Genomic DNA, 23138 nt, shown 5'->3' with positions numbered 1-23138 from the left:
GTTGTAATTTAAATGTTGAAGATTTGTCAAATCAGATAATTAATTTTATATAAATTGTGAAAATCGTGATCTTAATCACTGTTCAGGGCAAATGTGCCCAAACAGTTTGTAGGGTAATTGTAATGGGAATGTGAAGTGCCTATACTGCCGCCAGGTCTCCGGAATACCCTGCAGTAGGAGCACCCAGTGTGATCGATTTGTGTGAGTGAAATAAAGGATTCATATTCAGTCGCGCATTGACAGAGACAAGCATCATCTCATCGTCCACACTGTCTGACCCCACAACAGGTCCGGAGGAAGAAAATAATAAAAGCTGTGTGGGCAAACCCGTGAAAAAACAAAGACCTGTCAATCTGGATCTGCAGACGATCCGGTTCCCCGTTACCGCGATAGCATCTATTCTTCACCGTGTCTCCGGCGTTATTACGTTTGTCGCTGTGGGTATTCTGTTGTGGCTGTTGGGCCTTTCGCTCTCTTCGCAGGAAGGGTTTGCTCAGGCAGCGGCCATCATGAGCGGCTTCATCGTAAAATTCATTGTCTGGGGCATTCTGACCGCATTGGCCTATCATATTGTAGGGGGTCTGCGTCATCTGTTGATGGATTTCGGCTATATCGAAGAGAACTTCGAGGCGGGATCACGTTCTGCAAAAATCTCTTTCATCATTACTGTCGTGCTTTCACTTTTGGCTGGAGTCCTCGTATGGTAAGCAATGCCTCCGCATTGGGGCGTAATGGCGTACACGATTGGTTGTTAATTCGCGCTTCTGCCATCGTCATCGTGCTGTATGTCCTTTATATCGTTGGTTTTGTGGCCAGCGCCGGCCACATCACATATGAAGTCTGGCGCGGTTTCTTCGCCATGCATCTCACCAAGGTGTTCACCCTGCTGACTTTATTCGCCATTCTGGTCCATGCCTGGATCGGGATGTGGCAGGTGTTGACTGACTACATCAAACCGCTGGCTATTCGGCTGACCTTACAGCTGGCTATTGTGGTCGCGTTGTTGGTGTATGTCATTTATGGAACTGTTGTGGTGTGGGGTGCGTAATGAATTTGCCAGTCAGAGAGTTTGATGCCGTTGTTGTCGGTGCAGGCGGTGCAGGTATGCGCGCTGCGCTGCAGATTTCCCAAATGGGGTTGTCTTGCGCCTTATTATCAAAAGTGTTCCCGACTCGTTCCCATACTGTATCCGCTCAAGGCGGCATTACGGTAGCGCTAGGCAATAGCCACGAGGATAACTGGGAATGGCACATGTATGACACCGTGAAAGGCTCCGACTATATCGGTGACCAGGACGCGATTGAATATATGTGTAAAACCGGCCCGGAAGCGATTCTGGAGCTGGAACATATGGGATTGCCGTTCTCCCGTCTGGATGATGGCCGCATTTATCAGCGTCCGTTCGGCGGTCAGTCCAGGAATTTCGGCGGCGAGCAGGCTGCCCGTACCGCGGCGGCGGCGGACCGTACCGGCCATGCGCTGTTGCATACGCTGTATCAGCAGAACCTGAAAAACCACACCACCATTTTTTCCGAATGGTATGCGTTGGATCTGGTGAAAAACCAGGATGGCGCGGTGGTCGGTTGTACGGCTATCTGTATTGAAACCGGCGAAGTCGTTTATTTCAAAGCTCGTGCCACGGTGCTGGCAACCGGCGGCGCCGGCCGTATTTATCAATCCACTACCAATGCTCACATCAACACCGGTGACGGCGTCGGTATGGCGCTGCGTGCCGGTGTACCGGTGCAGGACATGGAAATGTGGCAGTTCCACCCAACCGGCATCGCCGGCGCTGGTGTGCTGGTGACCGAAGGTTGCCGCGGCGAGGGTGGTTACCTGTTGAACAAACACGGCGAGCGTTTTATGGAACGCTATGCGCCTAACGCTAAAGATCTGGCAGGGCGTGACGTGGTGGCTCGCTCCATCATGATTGAAATCCGTGAGGGGCGTGGCTGTGACGGTCCTTGGGGGCCACATGCCAAGCTGAAACTGGATCACCTGGGCAAAGAGGTGCTTGAGTCTCGTCTGCCGGGGATTCTGGAGCTGTCTCGTACATTTGCCCACGTCGACCCGGTGAAAGAACCGATTCCGGTTATTCCGACTTGCCATTATATGATGGGCGGTATCCCAACCAAAGTAACGGGACAAGCGCTGACGGTGAACGAGAAGGGCGAAGATGTGGTGATCCCGGGTCTGTTCGCTGTGGGTGAAATCGCCTGCGTATCGGTGCACGGTGCTAACCGTTTAGGCGGCAACTCGTTACTGGACTTGGTGGTATTCGGTCGTTCCGCCGGTATGCACCTGCAGGAGTCTCTGGCTGAACAAGGCGTTAGCCGTGATGCCAGTGATTCCGATATCGAAGCCTCGCTGGACAGACTTAACCGTTGGAACAACACGCGTTCCGGCGAAGATCCGGTAGAAATCCGTAAAGCGTTGCAGTCTTGTATGCAGAACAACTTCTCGGTGTTCCGCGAAGGCGATGCGATGGCGAAGGGGCTGGACGAGTTGAAAGTGATTCGTGAACGTCTCAAAAACGCCCGTCTGGACGACACATCAAGCGAGTTCAACACCCAGCGTATCGAATGTTTGGAGCTGGATAACCTGATGGAAACGGCTTATGCCACCGCGGTGTCTGCAAACTTCCGTACTGAAAGCCGTGGTGCCCACAGCCGATTCGACTATCCTGATCGTGATGACGAAAATTGGTTGTGCCATTCGCTGTATCAACCGCAAACCGAAAGCATGACGCGCCGCGAGGTCAACATGCAGCCTAAACTGCGTCCGGCGTTCCCGCCGAAAGTGCGTACCTATTAATTGTGCGGAGATAAAGCGATGAAAGTTGAATTTTCCGTTTATCGTTACAACCCGGATGTCGATAGCGCCCCGCGTATGCAGGACTATACGCTGGAGGCGGAAGAAGGCCGCGACATGATGCTGTTGGATGCGTTGATTCTCCTGAAAGAGCAGGACCCGACGCTGGCATTTCGTCGTTCCTGCCGTGAAGGCGTGTGCGGTTCCGACGGCCTGAACATGAATGGCAAGAATGGCCTGGCGTGTATCACCCCAGTATCCACCTTACGCAATGGTAATAACAAAATTGTGATCCGTCCCTTGCCGGGGCTGCCGGTGGTGCGCGATTTGGTGGTAGACATGGGGCAGTTCTACGCCCAATATGAGAAAATTAAGCCTTACCTGTTGAATAATGGGAAAAATCCGCCTGCTCGCGAGCATTTGCAATCACCGGAGCAGCGGGAAAAACTGGACGGGTTGTATGAGTGCATTATGTGCGCTTGCTGTTCTACATCCTGTCCGTCGTTCTGGTGGAATCCGGACAAGTTTATCGGGCCTGCTGGTCTGCTGGCTGCCTACCGTTTCCTGATCGATAGCCGTGATACGGAAACGAAATCGCGTCTGGATGACCTGAACGATGCTTTCAGTGTATTCCGTTGTCACAGCATCATGAACTGCGTCAGCGTTTGCCCGAAAGGGTTGAACCCGACGCGTGCCATCGGGCATATCAAGTCGATGTTGTTGCAGCGTAGCGCCTGATTTTCAGACGCTTGTAACAAACCGGCTCCCCCGCCGCAACGCGGGGGAACGGTAGGAAACCTTTAAAAACCGGCTCGCGCGCCTGAACCGTTTTTTAAAGGTTCCTTCGGGATAGGAATATCCCAATCGTGCGTAATCAGGCACAGCAAGTGAACCGTTTTTACGGCAACCCGTTTTATAACGGCAAGATAAGACATGTTAACTACGGCGAAAACTGAAGCTTATTAGCTTAAGGGATCATAATGCAGAACGGCGCAATGAAGGCCTGGCTGGATTCCTCCTATCTGGCGGGCGCGAACCAGTCCTACATAGAGCAGCTCTATGAAGATTTTTTAACCGACCCGGACTCTGTCGATCACAGCTGGCGTTCGATTTTTCAACAACTTCCTACCACTGGGGTTAAACCGGATCAACTTCACTCCAAAACTCGCGATTATTTTCGTCGTCTGGCGAAAGATGCATCGCGTTATACTTCTTCCATTACTGATCCTGACAGTGATGCTAAGCAAGTCAAAGTATTGCAGCTGATTAACGCATTCCGTTTCCGTGGGCATCAGCACGCCAATCTTGATCCGTTGGGGTTGTGGAAGCAGGATCGTGTAGCGGATCTTGACCTGGCTTACCACAATCTGACGGACGATGATCTGAAAGAGACCTTTAACGTCGGCTCGTTTGCCATCGGTAGCGAAACGATGCCGCTCGGCGAGCTGTATGCTGCGCTTAAGCAGACTTACTGTGGTTCGATCGGTGCGGAATACATGCACATCACCAATACTGAGGAAAAACGCTGGATTCAGCAGCGTATTGAATCAGTGGTGGGGCAGCCGAGTTTTACCGTTGAAGAAAGAAAACGTTTCCTGAAAGAACTGACCGCTGCCGAAGGGCTGGAGCGCTATCTGGGCGCCAAGTTCCCCGGCGCCAAGCGCTTCTCGCTGGAAGGCGGAGATGCGTTGATCCCGATGTTGAAGGACATTATCCGTCACGCGGGTAAGAATGGTACGCGTGAAGTGGTCGTAGGGATGGCCCACCGTGGGCGTCTCAACGTGCTGGTAAACGTGATGGGGAAAAAACCCCAGGACTTGTTCGACGAGTTTTCCGGTAAGCACAAAGACCACCTTGGCACCGGTGACGTGAAGTACCATCAGGGCTTCTCATCCGATATGGAAACTGAAGGCGGCAAAGTCCATTTGGCGTTGGCGTTCAACCCCTCGCATCTGGAAATTGTCAGCCCGGTCGTGATCGGGTCGGTGCGGGCTCGTATCGATCGTCTGGATAATCCCAGCAGTTCTCTGGTATTGCCGATTACGATTCATGGCGATGCGGCGATTACCGGTCAGGGTGTGGTGCAAGAAACGCTGAACATGTCCAAGGCACGTGGATATGAAGTCGGCGGCACTATTCGCATCGTCATCAATAACCAGGTTGGTTTTACCACTTCCAACCCTCGCGATGCACGCTCCACCGAATATTGTACTGACATTGGTAAGATGGTGCAGGCACCTATCTTCCACGTCAATGCTGACGACCCGGAAGCGGTAGCGTTTGTTACCCGTCTGGCGTTGGATTTCCGCAACACCTTCCAGCGTGATGTCTTCATCGATCTGGTGTGCTACCGCCGTCATGGCCACAACGAAGCCGACGAACCGAGCGCTACCCAGCCGGTGATGTACCAGAAAATCAAAAAGCATCCGACTCCTCGCAAAATTTATGCCGATCGTCTGGAACAGCAAAAAGTGGCGACGCTGGAAGACGCTACCGAGCTGGTTAATCTTTATCGCGATGCGCTGGATGCCGGCGAATGCGTGGTAGATGAGTGGCGTCCGATGGATATGCATTCTTTCACCTGGATGTCTTATCTCAACCATGAGTGGGACGAGCCTTATCCGCATAAAGTTGAAACCAAGCGTTTACAGGAGCTGGCGCGACGTATCAGCGAAGTGCCGGAAGCGCTGGAAATGCAACCACGCGTCGCCAAGATTTATAACGACCGTGCTGAAATGGCGGCGGGAGAAAAGGCGTTTGACTGGGGCGGAGCGGAAACATTGGCATACGCTACGCTGGTGGATGAAGGCATCCCGGTGCGTTTATCCGGTGAAGATGCCGGGCGCGGCACCTTCTTCCATCGTCATGCCGTGGTGCATAACCAGAAGGGCGGTTCCACCTATACGCCGTTGACGCACGTTCATAATGCTCAGGGCGTCTTCAATGTCTGGGACTCGGTGCTGTCTGAAGAAGCCGTGCTGGCGTTTGAATACGGTTATGCAACGGCCGAGCCGCGTACGCTCACCATTTGGGAAGCGCAGTTTGGTGACTTCGCTAACGGCGCGCAGGTGGTGATTGACCAGTTCATTAGCTCCGGCGAGCAGAAGTGGGGCCGTATGTGCGGGCTGGTCATGTTGCTGCCGCACGGTTACGAAGGTCAGGGACCGGAGCACTCATCCGCACGTCTTGAGCGCTATTTGCAATTGTGCGCGGAACAGAATATGCAGGTTTGCGTTCCGTCAACACCGGCACAGGTTTACCACATGTTGCGCCGCCAGGCGTTGCGCGGTATGCGTCGCCCGTTAGTAGTCATGTCGCCGAAATCGTTGCTGCGTCATCCGCTGGCGACGTCTACGCTGGATGAGCTGGCTAATGGGCAGTTCCAACCGGCGATAGGGGAAATCGACCAACTGGATCCCAAAGCAGTGAAGCGCGTCGTGCTGTGCTCCGGCAAGGTCTACTATGATTTACTGGAGCAGCGTCGTAAGAATGAACAGAACGATGTGGCGATAGTACGTATCGAACAGCTATATCCGTTCCCGCATCAGGCGGTACAGGCTGCGCTGGAGCCGTTCGCTCACGTACATGATTTTGTCTGGTGCCAGGAAGAGCCGCTGAACCAAGGCGCATGGTATTGCAGTCAGCACCACTTCCGTGAGGTGATTCCTTTTGGCGCATCGTTGCGGTATGCCGGTCGCCCGGCCTCTGCCTCACCCGCCGTTGGCTATATGTCCGTACACCAGAAACAACAACAAGCTCTGGTTGATGACGCGCTGAACGTTAATTAAATGAATAAGGATAGATAATGAGTAGCGTAGATATTCTTGTCCCTGACCTGCCGGAATCCGTAGCTGACGCGACAGTCGCTACCTGGCACAAGAAACCGGGCGATAGCGTCCAGCGTGATGAAGTGCTGGTTGAGATTGAAACCGACAAAGTGGTGCTGGAAGTGCCTGCGCTTGAAGCGGGCGTATTGGAAGTGGTGCTGGAAGGGGAAGGCGCGACGGTGACATCACGCCAGGTGTTGGGGCGTCTGCGTCCTGGCGATAATTCCGGCAAAGAAACCAGCGAAAAAGCACAAAGTAAAGAGTCTACTCCGGCACAGCGCCACACCGCCGGGTTGGAAGATGAGAATAACGACGCCTTGAGCCCGGCTATTCGTCGCCTGATTGCTGAACATGATCTGGATGCCTCGGCGATTAAAGGCAGCGGCGTCGGCGGGCGTATTACTCGCGAAGATGTGGAAAAACACCTGGCAGGGCAGAAGTCGGCGGCTAAGCCGGCTGAGGCATCTGCCGCCGCGTCGGCGCAGCCTGCTCCGGCCTTGGCGAGCCGCAGCGAGAAACGCGTTCCGATGACCCGTTTGCGCAAACGGGTTGCTGAGCGTCTGCTGGAAGCGAAAAACAATACCGCGATGTTGACTACGTTTAATGAAGTCAACATGCAACCGATCATGGACCTGCGCAAGCAATACGGTGAGGCGTTTGAAAAACGTCATGGCGTTCGTCTGGGTTTCATGTCCTTCTATATCAAAGCGGTTGTAGAAGCACTGAAACGTTATCCGGAAGTGAATGCATCTATTGATGGCGAAGATGTGGTTTACCACAACTACTTCGACGTCAGTATCGCCGTGTCTACTCCGCGCGGCCTGGTTACACCGGTTCTGAAAGATGTCGACCTGCTGGGTATGGCTGAGATCGAGAAGAAAATCAAAGAACTGGCGGTGAAAGGTCGTGACGGCAAGCTGACCGTCGAAGAGCTGACCGGCGGCAACTTCACCATCACTAACGGCGGCGTGTTTGGCTCGCTGATGTCGACCCCGATTATCAATCCGCCGCAGAGCGCGATTCTGGGGATGCATGCCATCAAAGATCGTCCTATGGCCGTTGACGGCCAGGTTGTGATCCTGCCGATGATGTATCTGGCGCTGTCTTACGACCATCGTTTGATCGATGGGCGGGAATCGGTCGGTTTCCTGGTTACCGTGAAAGAAATGCTGGAAGACCCGGCTCGCTTGCTGCTGGATGTCTAACCCGTTGTAGTAAAAGGCGGCCGGCCTGCGGCCTGCCGCCTTTATTTATGTGCTATGCAGGCCGTTGCACAAGTGCGGCGGCGTTATCCACGACAGAGAGTCTCTGGACTTATCTTCAAACTTAAATGGATAGAACATCATGAACTTACATGAGTATCAGGCAAAACAGCTCTTTGCTCGGTATGGTTTACCGGCACCTACCGGTTACGCCTGCACAACACCGCGCGAAGCGGAAGAAGCGGCCTCCAAGATTGGCTCCGGCCCATGGGTCGTGAAATGTCAGGTACATGCTGGCGGTCGCGGTAAAGCCGGCGGTGTAAAACTGGTGAACAGCAAAGAAGAAATTCGTGCTTTCGCTGAAAACTGGCTGGGTAAACGTTTGGTGACTTACCAAACGGATGCCAATGGTCAGCCGGTTCATCAGATTCTGGTGGAAGGCGCTACGGATATTGATAAAGAACTTTATCTGGGAGCGGTTGTTGACCGTGGTACTCGTCGTGTTGTCTTTATGGCTTCCACCGAAGGCGGTGTTGAAATTGAGAAGGTTGCCGAAGAAACGCCGCACCTGATTCATAAAGTCGCACTGGATCCGTTGACGGGGCCTCAGCCGTATCAGGGGCGTGAGTTGGCGTTCAAGCTGGGCCTGAATGGCAAGCAGGTTGCTCAGTTCACCAAAATTTTCATGGGACTGGCGACATTGTTCCTGGAGCGCGATCTGGCGCTGGTAGAAATTAACCCATTGGTTATCACCAAACAGGGCGATTTGATTTGTCTGGACGGCAAACTGGGTGCTGACGGCAATGCGTTATTCCGCCAGCCGGAACTGCGTGAAATGCGTGACCACTCTCAGGAAGATGCGCGTGAAGCACATGCCGCACAGTGGGAACTGAACTATGTCGCGTTGGACGGCAATATCGGTTGTATGGTGAATGGCGCAGGTCTGGCTATGGGCACCATGGACATCGTGAAACTGCACGGCGGCGCACCGGCCAACTTCCTTGACGTGGGCGGCGGCGCAACCAAAGAACGTGTGACCGAAGCGTTCAAGATAATCCTGTCCGACGATAAGGTGAAAGCGGTACTGGTGAATATTTTCGGCGGCATCGTGCGGTGCGACCTGATTGCCGACGGTATTATCGGTGCGGTAGCCGAAGTGGGTGTTAACGTTCCGGTTGTCGTGCGTCTGGAAGGTAATAATGCCGAACTGGGGGCGCAAAAACTGGCGGATAGTGGTTTGAACATCATTGCTGCGACCAGCCTGACGGATGCGGCTCAGCAAGTGGTTGCTGCAGTGGAGGGTAAATAATGTCCATTCTGATCGATAAAAATACCAAGGTCATCTGTCAGGGTTTTACCGGCAGCCAGGGATCGTTTCATTCTGAGCAGGCGATTGCCTACGGTACGCAGATGGTCGGTGGCGTAACGCCGGGCAAAGGCGGTACAGAACATCTGGGACTGCCGGTATTCAATACCGTGCGCGAAGCGGTAGAAGCGACCGGCGCGACGGCATCGGTTATCTATGTGCCTGCACCGTTCTGTAAAGATTCCATTCTGGAAGCCATTGATGCGGGTATTCAACTGATTATCTGTATCACCGAAGGTATCCCGACGCTGGATATGTTGACGGTGAAAGTGAAACTGGAGCAGAGCGGCGTGCGCATGATCGGCCCGAACTGCCCAGGCGTGATCACACCGGGTGCCTGTAAGATCGGTATCATGCCGGGCCATATCCACCTGCCGGGCAAAGTAGGGATTGTGTCCCGTTCCGGTACGCTGACTTATGAAGCGGTGAAACAGACCACTGATGCTGGTTTGGGCCAGTCTACTTGTGTTGGCATCGGTGGTGACCCGATTCCGGGTTCTAACTTCATTGATATTCTTAAGCTGTTCGAACAGGATCCGCAGACCGAAGCTATCGTGATGATCGGTGAAATCGGCGGTACTGCGGAAGAAGAAGCGGCGGCTTACATCAAAGAACATGTCACCAAGCCGGTGGTTGGTTACATCGCCGGGGTAACGGCGCCAAAAGGCAAACGCATGGGTCATGCCGGTGCAATCATTGCCGGCGGCAAGGGTACGGCTGATGACAAATTTGCCGCGCTGGAAGCCGCAGGCGTTAAGACGGTACGCAGCCTGGCAGACATCGGCGATGCGGTAAAATCCGTATTGGCGCGTTAATCGGGATGCACGGCACTAATAAATAGTGTGTCATTACCTTCAAAGTTCGACATGTTTGGCCACCACCGGTGGCCTTTTTTATATTTGAACCTTGTCGCAAAAATGCATCTCAAAAGAAAAGATATTTAATCAAACGGATAACAATAAAATAACAAGAAGAACATAAATTAAAAATTTCCATATTTGGGATCAACTCACGCTATTTTTAACTAAAATAAAAAATATATTATTAACGGCATACCGGAAATCATCTGATTACATTAAATTAACATCCAACCAGATGTAAAATAAAAGACGATATTTATTAACATCTGCGCCAATAGTTGTTTTAGATCAAAAATCTAAGCTGGATATCCGTCTGGAAATGAGATTAAATTGCGATGTATCAATTATGCCTCTGGCTGCTCGCGATTTGAGAATTGGCGTAGAATCAAAAACTCAATCCGCATCACGTAAAAACCTATTTATTGTAAGGTTGTAGAGGCGTAATATACTTATACTCATATCTGAGTATGTTGTTTGTAATTCTGTAATTTTTCTTTGGCTTACTTTTCAAATGCGCCGTGGCAACGTGGTAGCGCATATTGAAGCCTGTGCTAAAGCAATTGTTGTGTTCTTTAGGTTACTAACTGCCGGGTATTTAGTGGCTTGTCCGTACAGCGAGCTAAAGACCCTCCTGCGAGGAGCAAGGAGTTAAGATGTTTGATGTAGTCGAACTGTCACGTTTACAGTTTGCCTTGACCGCGATGTATCATTTCCTGTTCGTGCCTTTAACGCTGGGGATGGCGTTTTTGCTGGCGATCATGGAAACCGTGTATGTCTTGTCCGGCAAACAAATCTACAAAGATATGACCAAGTTCTGGGGCAAGCTGTTTGCGATCAACTTTGCTCTCGGCGTTTCCACCGGTTTAACCATGGAATTCCAGTTCGGTACTAACTGGTCATATTACTCTCACTATGTCGGCGATATCTTCGGTGCACCTCTGGCAATCGAAGGATTGATGGCGTTCTTCCTGGAATCAACCTTTGTCGGGTTGTTCTTCTTTGGCTGGGATCGTCTGGGTAAAGTGCAGCACATGGCGGTAACCTGGCTGGTCGCTTTAGGGTCCAACCTGTCTGCGCTGTGGATCCTGGTCGCCAACGGCTGGATGCAGAACCCGATTGCATCGGATTTCAACTTCGAAACCATGCGTATGGAGATGGTGAGCTTCGCCGATTTGGTGTTGAACCCGGTTGCGCAGGTGAAGTTTGTTCACACTGTCGCAGCGGGTTATTGCACCGGCGCAATGTTTATCCTGGGTATCAGCTCCTACTATCTGCTTAAAGGTCGTGATATTGCTTTTGCTAAGCGCTCTTTTGCGATCGCTGCAAGCTTCGGTATGGCATCCGTACTCTCCGTTATTGTGCTGGGCGATGAGTCCGGTTATGAAATGGGCGACGTGCAGAAAACCAAGCTGGCGGCTATCGAGGCTGAATGGGAAACCCAGCCAGCGCCGGCGGCGTTCACCTTGTTCGGTATTCCGAATCAGGAGACGATGGAGAACAAGTATTCAATCCAGATCCCTTATATGTTGGGCCTGATTGCTACCCGTTCTACCGATAAGACCGTTACCGGTTTGAAAGAATTGATGGAACAGCACGAAGTTCGCATCCGTAATGGGATGAAAGCCTATCACCTGTTGCAGCAACTGCGTTCTGGTAACACCGATCCTGCCGTACGTAATGAGTTTATCAAGAACAAACAAGATCTTGGTTATGGCTTGCTGCTGAAACGCTATACCCCGAATGTGGCTGATGCCAGCGAAGCACAAATTAAACAAGCGGTTAAAGACTCTATCCCGCGTGTGGCGCCGTTGTACTTCTCCTTCCGCATCATGGTGGCTTGCGGTGTGTTGATGCTGCTGATTATCGGCCTGTCGTTCTGGATGGTTCTTCGCAACAAGATCGGCCAAAAACGCTGGCTGCACCGTATCGCGCTCTATGGTATTCCGTTGCCGTGGATTGCCGTTGAAGCGGGTTGGTTCGTTGCAGAATACGGCCGTCAGCCGTGGGCAATCGGTGAAGTTCTGCCGACAGCTGTCGCTAACTCTTCCCTGACGGCGGGAGATATCCTGTTCTCCATGGGGTTGATTTGCGGTCTTTATACGCTGTTCCTGGTGGCTGAAACGTACCTGATGTTCAAGTATGCACGTCTGGGTCCAAGCAGTCTGAAAACAGGTGCTTATCACTTCGAACAGCCGATCGCGGCTCAGGAAGTACGGTAACAGGAGTCCACTATGTTTGATTATGAAGTCTTGCGTTTCGTCTGGTGGCTGCTGATTGGTGTGCTGCTGATTGGTTTTGCCGTTACCGATGGTTTCGACATGGGCGTCGGTGTGCTAGTGCGTCTGATGGGGCGTAATGATGTAGAGCGCCGTGTGATGATCAACAGCATTGCGCCGCACTGGGACGGCAACCAGGTTTGGCTGATCACGGCGGGTGGTGCGTTATTCGCCGCCTGGCCGATGGTGTATGCCGCTGCGTTCTCCGGTTTTTACATTGCGATGATTCTGGTGCTGGCATCGTTGTATTTCCGTCCGGTTGGTTTTGACTACCGTTCGAAAATCGAAGATCCACGCTGGCGCAACATGTGGGACTGGGGCATTTTTATCGGCAGCTTCGTACCACCGGTGGTTATCGGTGTGGCATTCGGTAACTTGTTGCAGGGTGTACCGTTCCACGTGGATGAATACCTGCGTTTGTACTACACCGGTAATTTCTTCCAGTTACTCAACCCGTTCGGCTTGCTGGCCGGCATCGTCAGCCTGAGCATGATTGTGGCGCAGGGGGCGACGTATCTGGTGATGCGTACTACCGGCGATCTGCATTTCCGTGCCAAGAAAGTCGCTCAGTTCTCTTCGCTGGCGTTGACGGTGACTTTTGCTCTGGCGGGTGTCTGGGTGGTTTATGGTATCGATGGCTATGCGGTAACCTCCGTCATCAATACTGCCGGCGAGTCTAACCCGCTGCATAAAGAAGTCGCCCGTCAGGCTGGCGCCTGGTTGGTGAACTTTAACAACCATCCGGTGTTGTGGGCTATCCCGGTGCTGGGCGTTGTATTGCCGTTGTTGACTGCGGTTATGGCGCGGGCTGAAAAAGGGGCGATGGCGTTTTTGTTCTCTTCGCTTAGCATCGCTTGCGTGATTCTGACTGCCGGGATTGCCATGTTCCCGTTCATCATGCCGTCAGTGACCGTACCGAATGTCAGCCTGACCATGTGGGATGCCACCTCCAGCCTGCTTACGCTCAGAGTGATGACCGTGGTAGCGATTATTTTCGTTCCCATCGTGCTGTCCTACACCATCTGGTGCTACTACAAGATGTTCGGACGCATCACCAAAGAGCATATTGAGCAGAATTCTCATTCGTTGTACTAAAGTAAGGAGCCTGATTTATGTGGTATTTTGCCTGGATATTGGGAACGCTTCTTGCTTGCTCGCTGGGCGTGATTACCGCTCTGGCACTTGAACAGAGCGAAGCAACCAAGACGAATCAAGATAAACCGCAATGATTGTTATTGATAGTCTTTACCGCTGTATGGATAAGGGCCCGCTACGGGCCCTTTCCCTGATCATGGCGTTATTGTTGGCCGGGTGCGTATTTTGGGAGCCTGCCCGCTTTGCCGCTCGCACCAGTTCGCTGGCGGTTTGGCAGGGGATGGTGCTGATTTGGGCGGTTTGCGCCGGTGTTGTTCACGGCGTGGGATTTCGCCCTCAACGTATGCGCTGGCGCGCCTTCTTTTCGCCCCTTCCGGCCTTTGTGATCCTGGCCGCAGGATTGTATTACTACTTCCTGTAAAATAGCTGCTCATTCCTTTTGGTTATGGGTTGTTCGCAACCCATAATTATTTACCTTCCTGTACATAGAACCCATTCCCAACTTTATTCCTCTTGCGTATAGTAGCGGGGTTTATCGCATTACCGGGATGTAGAGTGAGTAATAAAGTGTTCCGCTGGCCAGTACGCGTCTACTATGAAGATACAGATGCAGGTGGTGTGGTTTATCACGCGCGTTATGTGGCCTTCTATGAACGAGCCAGAACCGAAATGTTGCGCGCGCACGATGTTCATCAGCGCGTACTCATGAGTGAACATATCGCCTTTGCTGTTCGTAAAATGACGATTGAGTATCTTGCCCCGGCGCGTCTTGACGATTTACTGGAAGTGCAAAGCGAGATCGTTAAGATACGCGGCGCTTCCATGACATTCGCACAGCGCATTCTTGACTCGCATGGCGCCCTGCTGAGCCATGCCGAGGTTTTAGTCGCATGTATCGATCCATTTCAAATGAAGCCTGTTGCGCTTCCTAAGTCTATTGTCGCGGAGTTTAAGCAGTGACTGACATGAATATTCTTGATTTGTTCCTGAAGGCTAGCCTTCTGGTTAAACTTATCATGTTAATTTTAATCGGTTTTTCCATCGCCTCCTGGGCGATTATCATTCAGCGTACCCGTATTCTGAATGCTGCGACGCGTGACGCCGAAGCGTTTGAAGACAAATTCTGGTCGGGAATCGAGCTGTCTCGCCTTTATCAGGAAAGCCAGACGCGTCGTGAAAATCTGACGGGCACAGAGCAGATTTTCTATGCGGGCTTTAAAGAGTTTGCACGGTTGCATCGCGCCAACAGCCATGCACCGGAAGCGGTGGTGGAGGGGGCGTCCCGCGCTATGCGCATTTCCTTGAACCGTGAACTGGAAACGCTGGAAACGCATATTCCTTTCCTCGGTACCGTCGGTTCCATCAGCCCTTATATTGGTTTGTTTGGCACGGTATGGGGGATTATGCATGCGTTTATCGCGCTGGGTGCGGTGAAACAGGCGACGTTGCAGATGGTAGCACCGGGTATCGCAGAAGCGCTGATTGCTACCGCCATCGGCTTGTTTGCGGCGATTCCGGCGGTCATGGCTTACAACCGTTTGAATCAGCGCGTTAACAAGCTTGAGCAGAACTACGATAACTTCATGGAAGAGTTTATTGCTATCCTGCATCGTCAGGCTTTCTCCAGCGAAGGCAACCGTTAATCAGGGGGTGATATGGCTCGTGCGCGTGGCGGCCGCCGGTCGCTGAAATCCGAGATTAATATTGTTCCTCTTCTGGACGTGTTGCTGGTGCTGTTGTTGATATTCATGGCAACAGCGCCGATCATCACCCAAAGCGTAGAAGTGGATCTGCCGGATGCAACCGAATCCAAGACCGTATCCAGTAACGATAATCCTCCGGTGATTGTCGAGGTATCCGGTGTAGGGCAATACAGTTTGGTGGTTGATCATAACCGTATGAATCAACTGCCTGCGGAGCAGGTGGTGGCTGAAGCCCAGTCCCGCCTGACTGCAAACCCGAAAACGGTCTTTTTGATCGGGGGTGCCAAAGATGTTCCTTATGATGAGATCATCAAGGCGCTGAATTTGTTGCATCAGGCCGGTGTCAAATCTGTCGGGTTGATGACGCAGCCGATTTGACCGGCGAGTCCGTGAATGATGAAGTCTATGAAGGATGAGTAGTCATTTGTCTGGCAAAACTGTTTTTGGGAACCCTTTGTGTTAAAGGCAAACGAACGAAACGATAAGCTAAAGCGAGCCGTCATTATCTCGGTCGTTTTGCACGTTATTCTGATTACGTTGCTGATTCTGAGTTCGCTGACCCAGAAGATGGATGACGCCAGCGGCGGAGGCGGCGGGTCGTCCATTGACGCGGTGATGGTTGATCCAGGTGCAGTGGTCGATCAGTACAACCGTCAGCAACAGCAACAGAGCGATGCCCGCCGTGCCGAACAACTGCGTAAAAAGCAGGCGGAGCAGCAGGCTGAAGAGTTGCAGGCGAAACAGGCTGCAGAGCAGCAGCGATTAAAAGAACTGGAAAAAGAGCGCTTACAGGCGCAGGAAGAGGCCAAGCAACAGGCTCAGGAGCAAGCCGAACAGCGTAAACAGGCGGAAGAAGCCGCGCAGAAAGCCAAGGAACAGCAGAAACAAGCCGAAGCAGCTGCCGCTAAAGCCAAAGCAGAAGCCGAGCAACAGGCTAAGGCTGCCGCCGCTGCGAAGAAGCAGGCGGAAGACGAAGCGAAAAAACAGGCTGCTGCCGACGCTAAGAAAAAAGCGGAAGAAGAGGCTAAAGCTAAAGCCGCCGCGGCTGCCGCTGAAGCAAAGAAGAAAGCGGAAGAGGAAGCCAAAGCGAAGGCCACGGCTGAGGCTAAACAGAAAGCTGAGGAAGACGCGAAAGCTAAAGCAGCAGAGGCTGCTAAAGAAAAGGCGGCCGCTGAGGCGGCCAAGAAAGCCGAGGCAGCGGCGGCAGCGAAGAAAGCGGCTGACGATAAGAAGAAAGCGGCGGCAGCGGCAGCTAAGCAGGCGGGTGACGTGGACGACCTGTTAGGCGGGTTGGCGTCATCGAAGAATGCGCCGAAGGGCGGCGGTAGCGCTGCCGGCGGTGAGGCGCCTGCCGGGGTTGGTAATAATAAGAAGAGCGGGGCATCGGGCGCTGCGCTGGACAGCTATGGCAGTCAGGTCCGCACCGCGATTCAAAGCAAGTTTTATGATTGGGAGTCCTATAAAGGACGAACCTGTACGTTACGTATTCGACTGGCGCCAGATGGGTTGCTGGTCGATGTGAAGAGCGAAGGCGGCGATCCCGCGTTGTGTCAGGCGGCCATTGCTGCGGCTAAACAAGCGCGTATACCGAAGCCGCCCAGCTCTGATGTATATGAAGCATTCAAGAACGCACCGATAGACTTTAAACCGCAGTGATCCGGCTGCCAGTTGGCGGAGTTTAAGACTATGACTATATCTGGTCGCCGTACACATCGTGTTTGTTGATATGGGTTTGTTAAAACGCTGCCAGGTTATCGTAGGCTCTGGAGCCGGGATAAGGGAGATGAGATGAAGCAGGCATTAAAAATTGCATTGAGTTTTCTGATGCTGTGGACGGCTGTGTTACATGCAGAAGTCCGTATTGAAATTACTCAGGGGGTCGACTCCGCGCGGCCTATCGCCGTGGTGCCGTTTAAATCGGCGGGCGGTGCTGTTCCTGAAGAAATCGGCAATATTGTTGCTGCAGATTTACGTAACAGCGGCAAGTTTAACCCTATCGACCCGAGCCGTATGCCGCAACAACCGGGCACCGCGGCGGAAGTCACGCCATCCGCCTGGACTGCTCTTGGGATTGATGCTGTGATTGTAGGCCAGGTGCAGCCGACTGCGGATGGTTATCTGGTTTCTTATCAGTTGGTAGATACCTCCGGTAATGCAGGCAGCGTGTTGGCACAGAACCAATTCAAGGTGACCAAACAGTGGCTGCGTTATGCCGCTCACACCGCCAGCGACGAAGTGTTTGAAAAGCTGAGCGGTATTAAGGGGGCTTTCCGTACTCGTATCGCGTATGTGGTGCAAACCAATGGCGGGCAGTACCCGTATGAATTGCGTGTTGCGGATTATGACGGTTATAACCAATTCGTGGTGCACCGCTCTCCTGAACCGCTGATGTCTCCGTCCTGGTCGTCGGATGGCAGCAAACTGGCGTATGTTACGTTTGAAAGTGGCCGCTCAGCATTGGTTGTGCAGACACTGGCAAACGGCGATATCAGGCAGATTGCCTCTTTCCCGCGTCATAATGGCGCGCCGGCATTCTCTCCGGATGGGTCTAAACTGGCATTTGCTCTGTCCAAGAGCGGTAGCCTGAATCTGTATGTGATGAATCTGGGCTCTGGTCAGATTTCTCAGGTGACGGACGGTCGCAGCAACAATACCGAACCGACCTGGCTCCCTGATAGCCAAACGTTGGCCTATACTTCTGACCAGGCTGGTCGCCCTCAGATTTATAAAGTGGGTATTAACGGCGGGGCTCCCCAGCGTCTGACTTGGGAAGGGTCCCAGAATCAGGATGCTGAAATCAGCAGCGATGGTAAATTCCTGGTGATGGTCAGCTCCAACGGTGGCGCTCAGCATATCGCCAAACAGGATCTGGTAACGGGTGGCGTTCAAGTGTTAACGGACACGTTCCTGGATGAAACGCCGAGTATCGCACCCAATGGCACCATGGTAATCTACAGTTCCAAGCAGGGGCTGGGTTCCGTGCTGCAACTGGTTTCGACCGACGGGCGTTTTAAAGCGCGTCTTCCGGCGACTGATGGTCAGGTGAGATTCCCTGCCTGGTCGCCGTATATGTAATCAAAATATGTACAATAACCTATTTAAAGGACATAGAAATGCAATTCAATAAAGTGCTGAAAGGCCTGATGTTGGCTCTGCCGGTGCTGGCTATTGCCGCATGTAGCTCCAACAAACACGCTAATAATGACCAGTCCTCCCTGAACGGCGGCGCTGGCATGGAAAATGGCGGCAACATGTCTTCTGCTGAGCAGGCTCGTCTGCAGATGCAGGAACTGCAGCGCAACAATATCGTTTACTTCGATCTGGACAAATACGACATTCGTCCTGATTTCGCTCAGATGCTGGATGCTCACGCGGCTTTCCTGCGCAGCAACCCGTCTTACAAAGTGACTGTTGAAGGTCACGCGGACGAACGTGGTACGCCGGAATACAACATCGCGCTGGGCGAGCGTCGTGCCAACGCTGTGCAGATGTATCTGCAGGGTAAAGGCGTGTCTGCCGATCAGATCTCCGTGGTTTCTTACGGTAAAGAGAAACCTGCCGTTCTGGGTCATGACGAAGCTGCATGGTCCAAGAACCGTCGTGCCGTTCTGGTATACTAAGAGCATCGCATGAGCAGTAACTTCAGACATCACATGTTGAGTCTGTCGTTACTGGTTGGCGTAGCGGCCCCCTGGGCCGCTACTGCCCAGGCGCCAATCAGTAATGTCGGCTCAGGCTCGGTAGAAGATCGAGTCACTCAGCTGGAGCGTATCTCCAACGCTCATAGTCAATTATTAACCCAACTTCAGCAACAACTCGCCGACACTCAGCGCGACATCGATGGCTTGCGCGGCCAGATCCAGGAAAACCAGTATCAGTTGAATCAGGTCGTTGAACGTCAGAAGCAGATCTATCAACAGATTGACAGCCTGGGTTCTCAGAGTGGCGCTCAATCCTCTTCTGGCGCGTCATCAGCGGGTAATGCATCGGCGGCATCTGCACCGGCTGCAGCCACCGATACCGGGGCTGCAAACAGTGCGGCGGCTCATTCGGCGGCGGCGCCAGCCATGACCGGCGATGCCAATACCGATTACAACGCGGCTGCTTCGTTGGTGCTGGAAAAAAAGCAGTATGACCAGGCAATTGTAGCGTTTCAGAATTTCGTCAAGAAATACCCTGATTCAACCTACCAGCCGAATGCGAATTACTGGTTAGGACAATTGTTCTACAACAAGGGTAAAAAAGACGATTCGGCGTACTATTTCGCTAACGTCGTCAAAAGTTATCCTAAATCACCTAAAGCATCAGAAGCCATGTTTAAAGTTGGCCTCATCATGCAAGAAAAAGGTCAGACTGATAAAGCCAAGGCAGTCTACCAGCAGGTGATAAAGAACTATCCCAACACTGATGGTGCAAAACAGGCTCAGAAGCGTTTAGACAGTTTGTGATTCCCTTTCTGGTGCAAAAACTGCGCGTTATGCGTGGTTTTTGCGCTGGAACGTTCAAGGGATAAGCAGTTGAGCTTTTTTTTTGGAAAATGTGTTGCACAGAAAAATTATATTAGTAATATATGCCGCCGTTGCCAAGGCGATGCTGAATCGCTAAAAGCAGCCGAATGTTTGGGTCGTTAGCTCAGTCGGTAGAGCAGTTGACTTTTAATCAATTGGTCGCAGGTTCGAATCCTGCACGACCCACCAAACAATCTCTATGTAGCCATTCCGTAGCGGGTCGTTAGCTCAGTCGGTAGAGCAGTTGACTTTTAATCAATTGGTCGCAGGTTCGAATCCTGCACGACCCACCACCGCTAAATACATCACTCTTGCTGATTCTCTCGTTATGCACCATGTACCACGGTGTCGTGCGGGTGAGAAGCTGCGTTCAGGTTCGAGCCGAGCGAAGTGAGACAACAGCGCGTTGCGCTGGCCCGAAGGGCGAGGCCGCCGGCCGAGTCATCCTGCACGACCCACCACCGCTAAATAAATCACTCTCCTTTAATTCGCTCCCTGTTGTTTCAGACATCACGCTGTCGTGCAGGTGAGAAGCTGCATTCAGGTTCGAGTCGAGCGGAGCGAGACAACAGCGCATCCTCTTTCTATGTTGGTTTTTGTTATATCTGTTTTTGCCTTAACCCGGTTTAATCACACCCTGACATTTGGCGTATAGTAATGGCTTCTTTTTTGATTGACGGCGATGTTCCGTCTTAGCCCGATAAGTCGAAGAATACGCCTAAGAGATACGTGATGATGATTGGTCCGGTTATCAATGGTGCCGCTATTTTAATTGGCGGCGCACTGGGCGTAGCATTACGCCGCTTTATTCCTCAACGTATGCGTGATGGCTTACCGCCGGCGTTTGCCATGGTGTCGATTGCGATGGGGGTGACGTTGGTGATAAAAGTTCATCAACTGCCGGCAGTGGCACTGGCGATTATTCTGGGGGTGGGCATCGGTGAGTTGCTTCGTCTCGAAGCCGGTGTTCAGAAAGGGGCGATAGTGATTGAACGCCTGCTGAGTCGGGTTGTTTCGCCGCCTGAGCATAAGTTGCCGCAGGATGTGTACACCCAGAATTTTACGGCATTGATTGTGTTGTTTTGTGCCAGCGGTACCGGGGTCGTTGGCGCAATGACGGAAGGACTGACCGGCGATTATCAACTGCTGATCATTAAATCAGCGCTCGATATTTTTACGGCGCTGATTTTTGCGATTACGCTGGGTGTCGCCGTCATGTCGATCGCCATACCTCAGCTTTTGGTGCAGTCGCTATTATTTTTCTCTGCCAGACTGATCATGCCGTTTATGAATGAGGTAACGATGGGAGATTTTGCGGCGTGTGGCGGTATCGTGATGATGGCGGTCGGATTACGTATCGCTCAGATCAAAACCTTCGCTGTGGTTAACTTCCTGCCTGCGCTCGTGCTGATTATTCCTTTCTCGCTTTACTGGCATCGCCTGTTTTCCTGATAACCTTTCAGGCGGCCTGCTCAGGCCGCCTTGTGCACCCGCACGCTTTCATTTTTAATAAATTAAACACATCGAGCATTTCTGAAATTTATTAACAAAGAAAAAGCAGACTTTGGGATACTATTACGATATTTTGTTTAGTATATAAAACGAAATGCGTGTTAACCCCTTTGCCTTTACGCTGGAAACTGCACGGAATCCCATGATGAGCCTGTTTTTTGAACCACCTGTCATTGATTACCCTTTTCCCGCCAAACCCAGGCGGTTATCAGAAGAGGAAAAACAACAGCTCCGTCACCACATTAAGAGCCAACTAAAAGCCCGTAACGCGGTGCTGGTGGCGCACTATTACACCGACCCGGAGATTCAGTCCCTTGCCGAGGAAACCGGTGGTTGCGTGGCGGATTCGCTGGAAATGGCGCGTTTCGGCCGTAACCATTCTGCCGGTACGCTGGTGGTTGCCGGCGTTCGGTTTATGGGGGAAACGGCGAAGATACTGAGTCCGGAGAAAACCGTGCTGATGCCTACGCTGGAAGCCGAATGCTCATTGGATTTAGGATGCCCGGTCGAGGCGTTCAGCGCTTTTTGTGATAGCCATCCAGAACGCACCGTGGTGGTGTACGCCAATACCTCGGCGGCGGTTAAAGCGCGGGCAGATTGGGTGGTGACCTCCAGCATTGCTGTGGAGCTCATCGAACATCTGGATAGTTTGGGCGAAAAGATTATCTGGGCGCCGGATCGTCACCTCGGTCATTATGTGCAAAAACAGACGGGGGCCGACGTACTGTGCTGGCAGGGCGCTTGCGTCGTGCATGACGAATTCAAAACCCAGGCATTAAAACGGATGAAGGCGTTATACCCGCAAGCCGCGGTACTGGTCCATCCTGAGTCTCCACAAAGCGTCGTCGAGATGGCGGATGCGGTAGGCTCGACCAGTCAACTGATCCATGCCGCGAAGCAGTTGCCGCATCCAGAACTGATTGTGGCGACCGATCGCGGTATCTTTTACAAGATGCAGCAGGCTTGCCCGGAAAAGGTGCTGCTGGAGGCGCCGACGGCCGGTGAAGGCGCAACCTGTCGCAGTTGTGCTCATTGCCCGTGGATGGCGATGAATGGGTTGGAAGCGATAGCCGCAGCGTTGGCGCAGCCGTCGGTGTCTCACCACGCTATTGAGGTCGATGCTGATATTCGTCGGCGTGCTCTGCTGCCGTTAAACCGGATGCTGGAGTTCGCGGCTACACTCAGGTCATAGTCACCGTCATTAGGAGCAGAGATGGATTTTTTTAGCACCAGCAATATTCTGGTTCACATCCCGTTAGGGGCCAATGGTTATGACCTGTCATGGGTTGAAGCGTTGGGGACGTTATTCGGCCTGATATGTATCTGGTTGGCGAGTCTGGAAAAAATCGCCAATTATCTGTTTGGGCTGGTCAATGTATCGTTGTTTGCATTGATCTTCTTTCAGATTCAGTTATACGCCAGCTTGTTGTTGCAGATTTTCTTTCTCGCCGCCAACGTCTATGGCTGGTATGCCTGGAGTCGTACTACCGAGGACAAGGAAGCGGCGTTGCAGGTCCGCTGGTTGTCGCGCCGACAAGCGCTAGGCTGGAGCATCGGATGTGTGGTCGCCATTGCGCTGATGTCCCGGTATATCGATCCGTTCTTCTCCCTGTTGACCCGTATTGCGGTGATGCTGATGCAGGGCGCAGGTCTGGATGTATCAATGCCGACGCTGCAACCGGATGCGTTTCCCTTCTGGGATTCAGCCATGACGGTGTTGTCGGTGGCGGCGATGTTGCTGATGACCCGTAAATATGTGGAAAACTGGCTGTTGTGGGTAATCATCGACATCATCAGCGTGGTGATTTTTGCTTATCAGGGCGTTTATGCCATGTCGCTGCAATATATGGTGCTGACGTTGATTGCGCTGAACGGAGCCTGGTTGTGGGTAAAATGCGCCCGAAATAATCACTCGCAGCCGCTGGCGCGGGTGATGTAAGTCGTGTAAACCGGCGGCCAGGCTGTCCAGGCTGTCCAG

The 23138-nt window shown here is 52.5% G+C and carries 22 protein-coding genes, 2 tRNA genes and 1 other RNA gene; all 25 read left to right on the top strand.

Annotated features, from left to right (window positions below; translation table 11 throughout):
- Positions 1-317 precede the first annotated feature (317 nt).
- The 25 genes from sdhC to pnuC all read left to right on the top strand — a co-directional run bounded on the left by sdhC (position 318) and on the right by pnuC (position 23099).
- Entirely contained in the window at positions 318-707 is a 390-nt protein-coding gene (gene sdhC, locus FDP13_RS19145) for a succinate dehydrogenase cytochrome b556 subunit (protein ID WP_012770593.1), read from the top strand.
- Positions 701-1048, top strand: a complete 348-nt coding sequence (sdhD, locus tag FDP13_RS19140; RefSeq protein WP_012770592.1) for a succinate dehydrogenase membrane anchor subunit — start codon at positions 701-703, stop codon at positions 1046-1048. The genes sdhC and sdhD overlap by 7 nt, the downstream gene beginning before the upstream one ends.
- The gene (sdhA, locus tag FDP13_RS19135) at positions 1048-2814 is read left to right on the top strand and encodes a succinate dehydrogenase flavoprotein subunit (protein ID WP_012770591.1); all 1767 of its coding nucleotides are present in this window, start codon (positions 1048-1050) and stop codon (positions 2812-2814) included. The genes sdhD and sdhA overlap by 1 nt, the downstream gene beginning before the upstream one ends.
- Positions 2815-2832: 18 nt before the next feature.
- Positions 2833-3549, top strand: a complete 717-nt coding sequence (locus FDP13_RS19130; protein ID WP_012770590.1) for a succinate dehydrogenase iron-sulfur subunit — start codon at positions 2833-2835, stop codon at positions 3547-3549.
- 242 nt (positions 3550-3791) lie between these two features.
- Positions 3792-6599, top strand: a complete 2808-nt coding sequence (gene sucA / locus FDP13_RS19125) for a 2-oxoglutarate dehydrogenase E1 component (protein ID WP_143840158.1) — start codon at positions 3792-3794, stop codon at positions 6597-6599.
- Between the two features lie 17 nt (positions 6600-6616).
- Entirely contained in the window at positions 6617-7843 is a 1227-nt protein-coding gene (gene odhB, locus FDP13_RS19120; protein ID WP_012770588.1) for a 2-oxoglutarate dehydrogenase complex dihydrolipoyllysine-residue succinyltransferase, read from the top strand.
- Positions 7844-7982: 139 nt separating this feature from the next.
- On the top strand, positions 7983-9149 hold the full coding sequence (sucC, locus tag FDP13_RS19115) for an ADP-forming succinate--CoA ligase subunit beta (protein ID WP_027712714.1): 1167 nt from the start codon (positions 7983-7985) through the stop codon (positions 9147-9149).
- Positions 9149-10021, top strand: coding sequence for a succinate--CoA ligase subunit alpha (sucD, locus tag FDP13_RS19110; protein WP_012770586.1), 873 nt, complete (start codon positions 9149-9151; stop codon positions 10019-10021). Before sucC ends, sucD begins: the two co-directional genes overlap by 1 nt.
- Before the next feature lie 698 nt (positions 10022-10719).
- Entirely contained in the window at positions 10720-12285 is a 1566-nt protein-coding gene (gene cydA, locus FDP13_RS19105; RefSeq protein WP_012770585.1) for a cytochrome ubiquinol oxidase subunit I, read from the top strand.
- 12 nt (positions 12286-12297) lie between these two features.
- The gene (cydB, locus tag FDP13_RS19100; protein ID WP_012770584.1) at positions 12298-13437 is read left to right on the top strand and encodes a cytochrome d ubiquinol oxidase subunit II; all 1140 of its coding nucleotides are present in this window, start codon (positions 12298-12300) and stop codon (positions 13435-13437) included.
- A 17-nt stretch (positions 13438-13454) separates the two neighbouring features.
- Positions 13455-13571 (top strand): cytochrome bd-I oxidase subunit CydX, encoded by a 117-nt coding sequence (gene cydX, locus FDP13_RS19095; protein ID WP_012770583.1) that lies wholly within the window; start codon positions 13455-13457, stop codon positions 13569-13571.
- Positions 13568-13858, top strand: coding sequence for a cyd operon protein YbgE (gene ybgE / locus FDP13_RS19090; RefSeq protein ID WP_033575588.1), 291 nt, complete (start codon positions 13568-13570; stop codon positions 13856-13858). Before cydX ends, ybgE begins: the two co-directional genes overlap by 4 nt.
- A gap of 134 nt (positions 13859-13992) precedes the next feature.
- Positions 13993-14397 (top strand): tol-pal system-associated acyl-CoA thioesterase, encoded by a 405-nt coding sequence (ybgC, locus tag FDP13_RS19085; RefSeq protein WP_012770581.1) that lies wholly within the window; start codon positions 13993-13995, stop codon positions 14395-14397.
- Positions 14394-15080 (top strand): Tol-Pal system protein TolQ, encoded by a 687-nt coding sequence (gene tolQ, locus FDP13_RS19080; RefSeq protein WP_012770580.1) that lies wholly within the window; start codon positions 14394-14396, stop codon positions 15078-15080. The genes ybgC and tolQ overlap by 4 nt, the downstream gene beginning before the upstream one ends.
- Positions 15081-15092: 12 nt before the next feature.
- Positions 15093-15518, top strand: a complete 426-nt coding sequence (gene tolR, locus FDP13_RS19075) for a colicin uptake protein TolR (RefSeq protein WP_012770579.1) — start codon at positions 15093-15095, stop codon at positions 15516-15518.
- Positions 15519-15596: 78 nt separating this feature from the next.
- On the top strand, positions 15597-16796 hold the full coding sequence (gene tolA / locus FDP13_RS19070) for a cell envelope integrity protein TolA (RefSeq protein WP_143840157.1): 1200 nt from the start codon (positions 15597-15599) through the stop codon (positions 16794-16796).
- 132 nt (positions 16797-16928) lie between these two features.
- The gene (gene tolB, locus FDP13_RS19065; protein WP_012770577.1) at positions 16929-18215 is read left to right on the top strand and encodes a Tol-Pal system beta propeller repeat protein TolB; all 1287 of its coding nucleotides are present in this window, start codon (positions 16929-16931) and stop codon (positions 18213-18215) included.
- Between the two features lie 38 nt (positions 18216-18253).
- Positions 18254-18760 (top strand): peptidoglycan-associated lipoprotein Pal, encoded by a 507-nt coding sequence (pal, locus tag FDP13_RS19060; RefSeq protein WP_012770576.1) that lies wholly within the window; start codon positions 18254-18256, stop codon positions 18758-18760.
- Between the two features lie 9 nt (positions 18761-18769).
- Positions 18770-19588, top strand: a complete 819-nt coding sequence (gene cpoB, locus FDP13_RS19055) for a cell division protein CpoB (protein WP_012770575.1) — start codon at positions 18770-18772, stop codon at positions 19586-19588.
- A 173-nt stretch (positions 19589-19761) separates the two neighbouring features.
- Positions 19762-19837 (top strand) — tRNA-Lys (locus FDP13_RS19050).
- A 28-nt stretch (positions 19838-19865) separates the two neighbouring features.
- Positions 19866-19941: transfer RNA gene (locus FDP13_RS19045), tRNA-Lys, on the top strand.
- 43 nt (positions 19942-19984) lie between these two features.
- Positions 19985-20109: non-coding RNA, RtT sRNA (locus FDP13_RS19040), on the top strand.
- A 274-nt stretch (positions 20110-20383) separates the two neighbouring features.
- Positions 20384-21100: a DUF554 domain-containing protein gene (locus FDP13_RS19035; RefSeq protein WP_143840169.1), complete on the top strand. Its 717-nt coding sequence runs from the start codon at positions 20384-20386 to the stop codon at positions 21098-21100.
- Positions 21101-21305: 205 nt separating this feature from the next.
- Entirely contained in the window at positions 21306-22352 is a 1047-nt protein-coding gene (nadA, locus tag FDP13_RS19030; RefSeq protein ID WP_033575585.1) for a quinolinate synthase NadA, read from the top strand.
- Positions 22353-22373: 21 nt separating this feature from the next.
- Positions 22374-23099, top strand: coding sequence for a nicotinamide riboside transporter PnuC (pnuC, locus tag FDP13_RS19025; protein ID WP_012770572.1), 726 nt, complete (start codon positions 22374-22376; stop codon positions 23097-23099).
- The last annotated feature ends 39 nt before the right edge of the window (positions 23100-23138 follow it).

The organism is Dickeya sp. ws52 (genome assembly GCF_007210685.1).
In the GTDB taxonomy this organism is placed as follows: Bacteria; Pseudomonadota; Gammaproteobacteria; order Enterobacterales; family Enterobacteriaceae; genus Dickeya; species Dickeya chrysanthemi.
This window is presented reverse-complemented; position numbering and strand designations above follow the sequence as displayed.

Coding starts and splice junctions, on each gene's coding strand:
- sdhD (WP_012770592.1), top strand. CDS start 701: ATGGTAAGCAATGCCTCCGCATTGGGGCGTAATGGCGTACACGATTGG.
- sdhA (WP_012770591.1), top strand. CDS start 1,048: ATGAATTTGCCAGTCAGAGAGTTTGATGCCGTTGTTGTCGGTGCAGGC.
- FDP13_RS19130 (WP_012770590.1), top strand. CDS start 2,833: ATGAAAGTTGAATTTTCCGTTTATCGTTACAACCCGGATGTCGATAGC.
- sucA (WP_143840158.1), top strand. CDS start 3,792: ATGCAGAACGGCGCAATGAAGGCCTGGCTGGATTCCTCCTATCTGGCG.
- odhB (WP_012770588.1), top strand. CDS start 6,617: ATGAGTAGCGTAGATATTCTTGTCCCTGACCTGCCGGAATCCGTAGCT.
- sucC (WP_027712714.1), top strand. CDS start 7,983: ATGAACTTACATGAGTATCAGGCAAAACAGCTCTTTGCTCGGTATGGT.
- sucD (WP_012770586.1), top strand. CDS start 9,149: ATGTCCATTCTGATCGATAAAAATACCAAGGTCATCTGTCAGGGTTTT.
- cydA (WP_012770585.1), top strand. CDS start 10,720: ATGTTTGATGTAGTCGAACTGTCACGTTTACAGTTTGCCTTGACCGCG.
- cydB (WP_012770584.1), top strand. CDS start 12,298: ATGTTTGATTATGAAGTCTTGCGTTTCGTCTGGTGGCTGCTGATTGGT.
- cydX (WP_012770583.1), top strand. CDS start 13,455: ATGTGGTATTTTGCCTGGATATTGGGAACGCTTCTTGCTTGCTCGCTG.
- ybgE (WP_033575588.1), top strand. CDS start 13,568: ATGATTGTTATTGATAGTCTTTACCGCTGTATGGATAAGGGCCCGCTA.
- tolR (WP_012770579.1), top strand. CDS start 15,093: ATGGCTCGTGCGCGTGGCGGCCGCCGGTCGCTGAAATCCGAGATTAAT.
- tolB (WP_012770577.1), top strand. CDS start 16,929: ATGAAGCAGGCATTAAAAATTGCATTGAGTTTTCTGATGCTGTGGACG.
- pal (WP_012770576.1), top strand. CDS start 18,254: ATGCAATTCAATAAAGTGCTGAAAGGCCTGATGTTGGCTCTGCCGGTG.
- cpoB (WP_012770575.1), top strand. CDS start 18,770: ATGAGCAGTAACTTCAGACATCACATGTTGAGTCTGTCGTTACTGGTT.
- FDP13_RS19035 (WP_143840169.1), top strand. CDS start 20,384: ATGATTGGTCCGGTTATCAATGGTGCCGCTATTTTAATTGGCGGCGCA.
- nadA (WP_033575585.1), top strand. CDS start 21,306: ATGAGCCTGTTTTTTGAACCACCTGTCATTGATTACCCTTTTCCCGCC.
- pnuC (WP_012770572.1), top strand. CDS start 22,374: ATGGATTTTTTTAGCACCAGCAATATTCTGGTTCACATCCCGTTAGGG.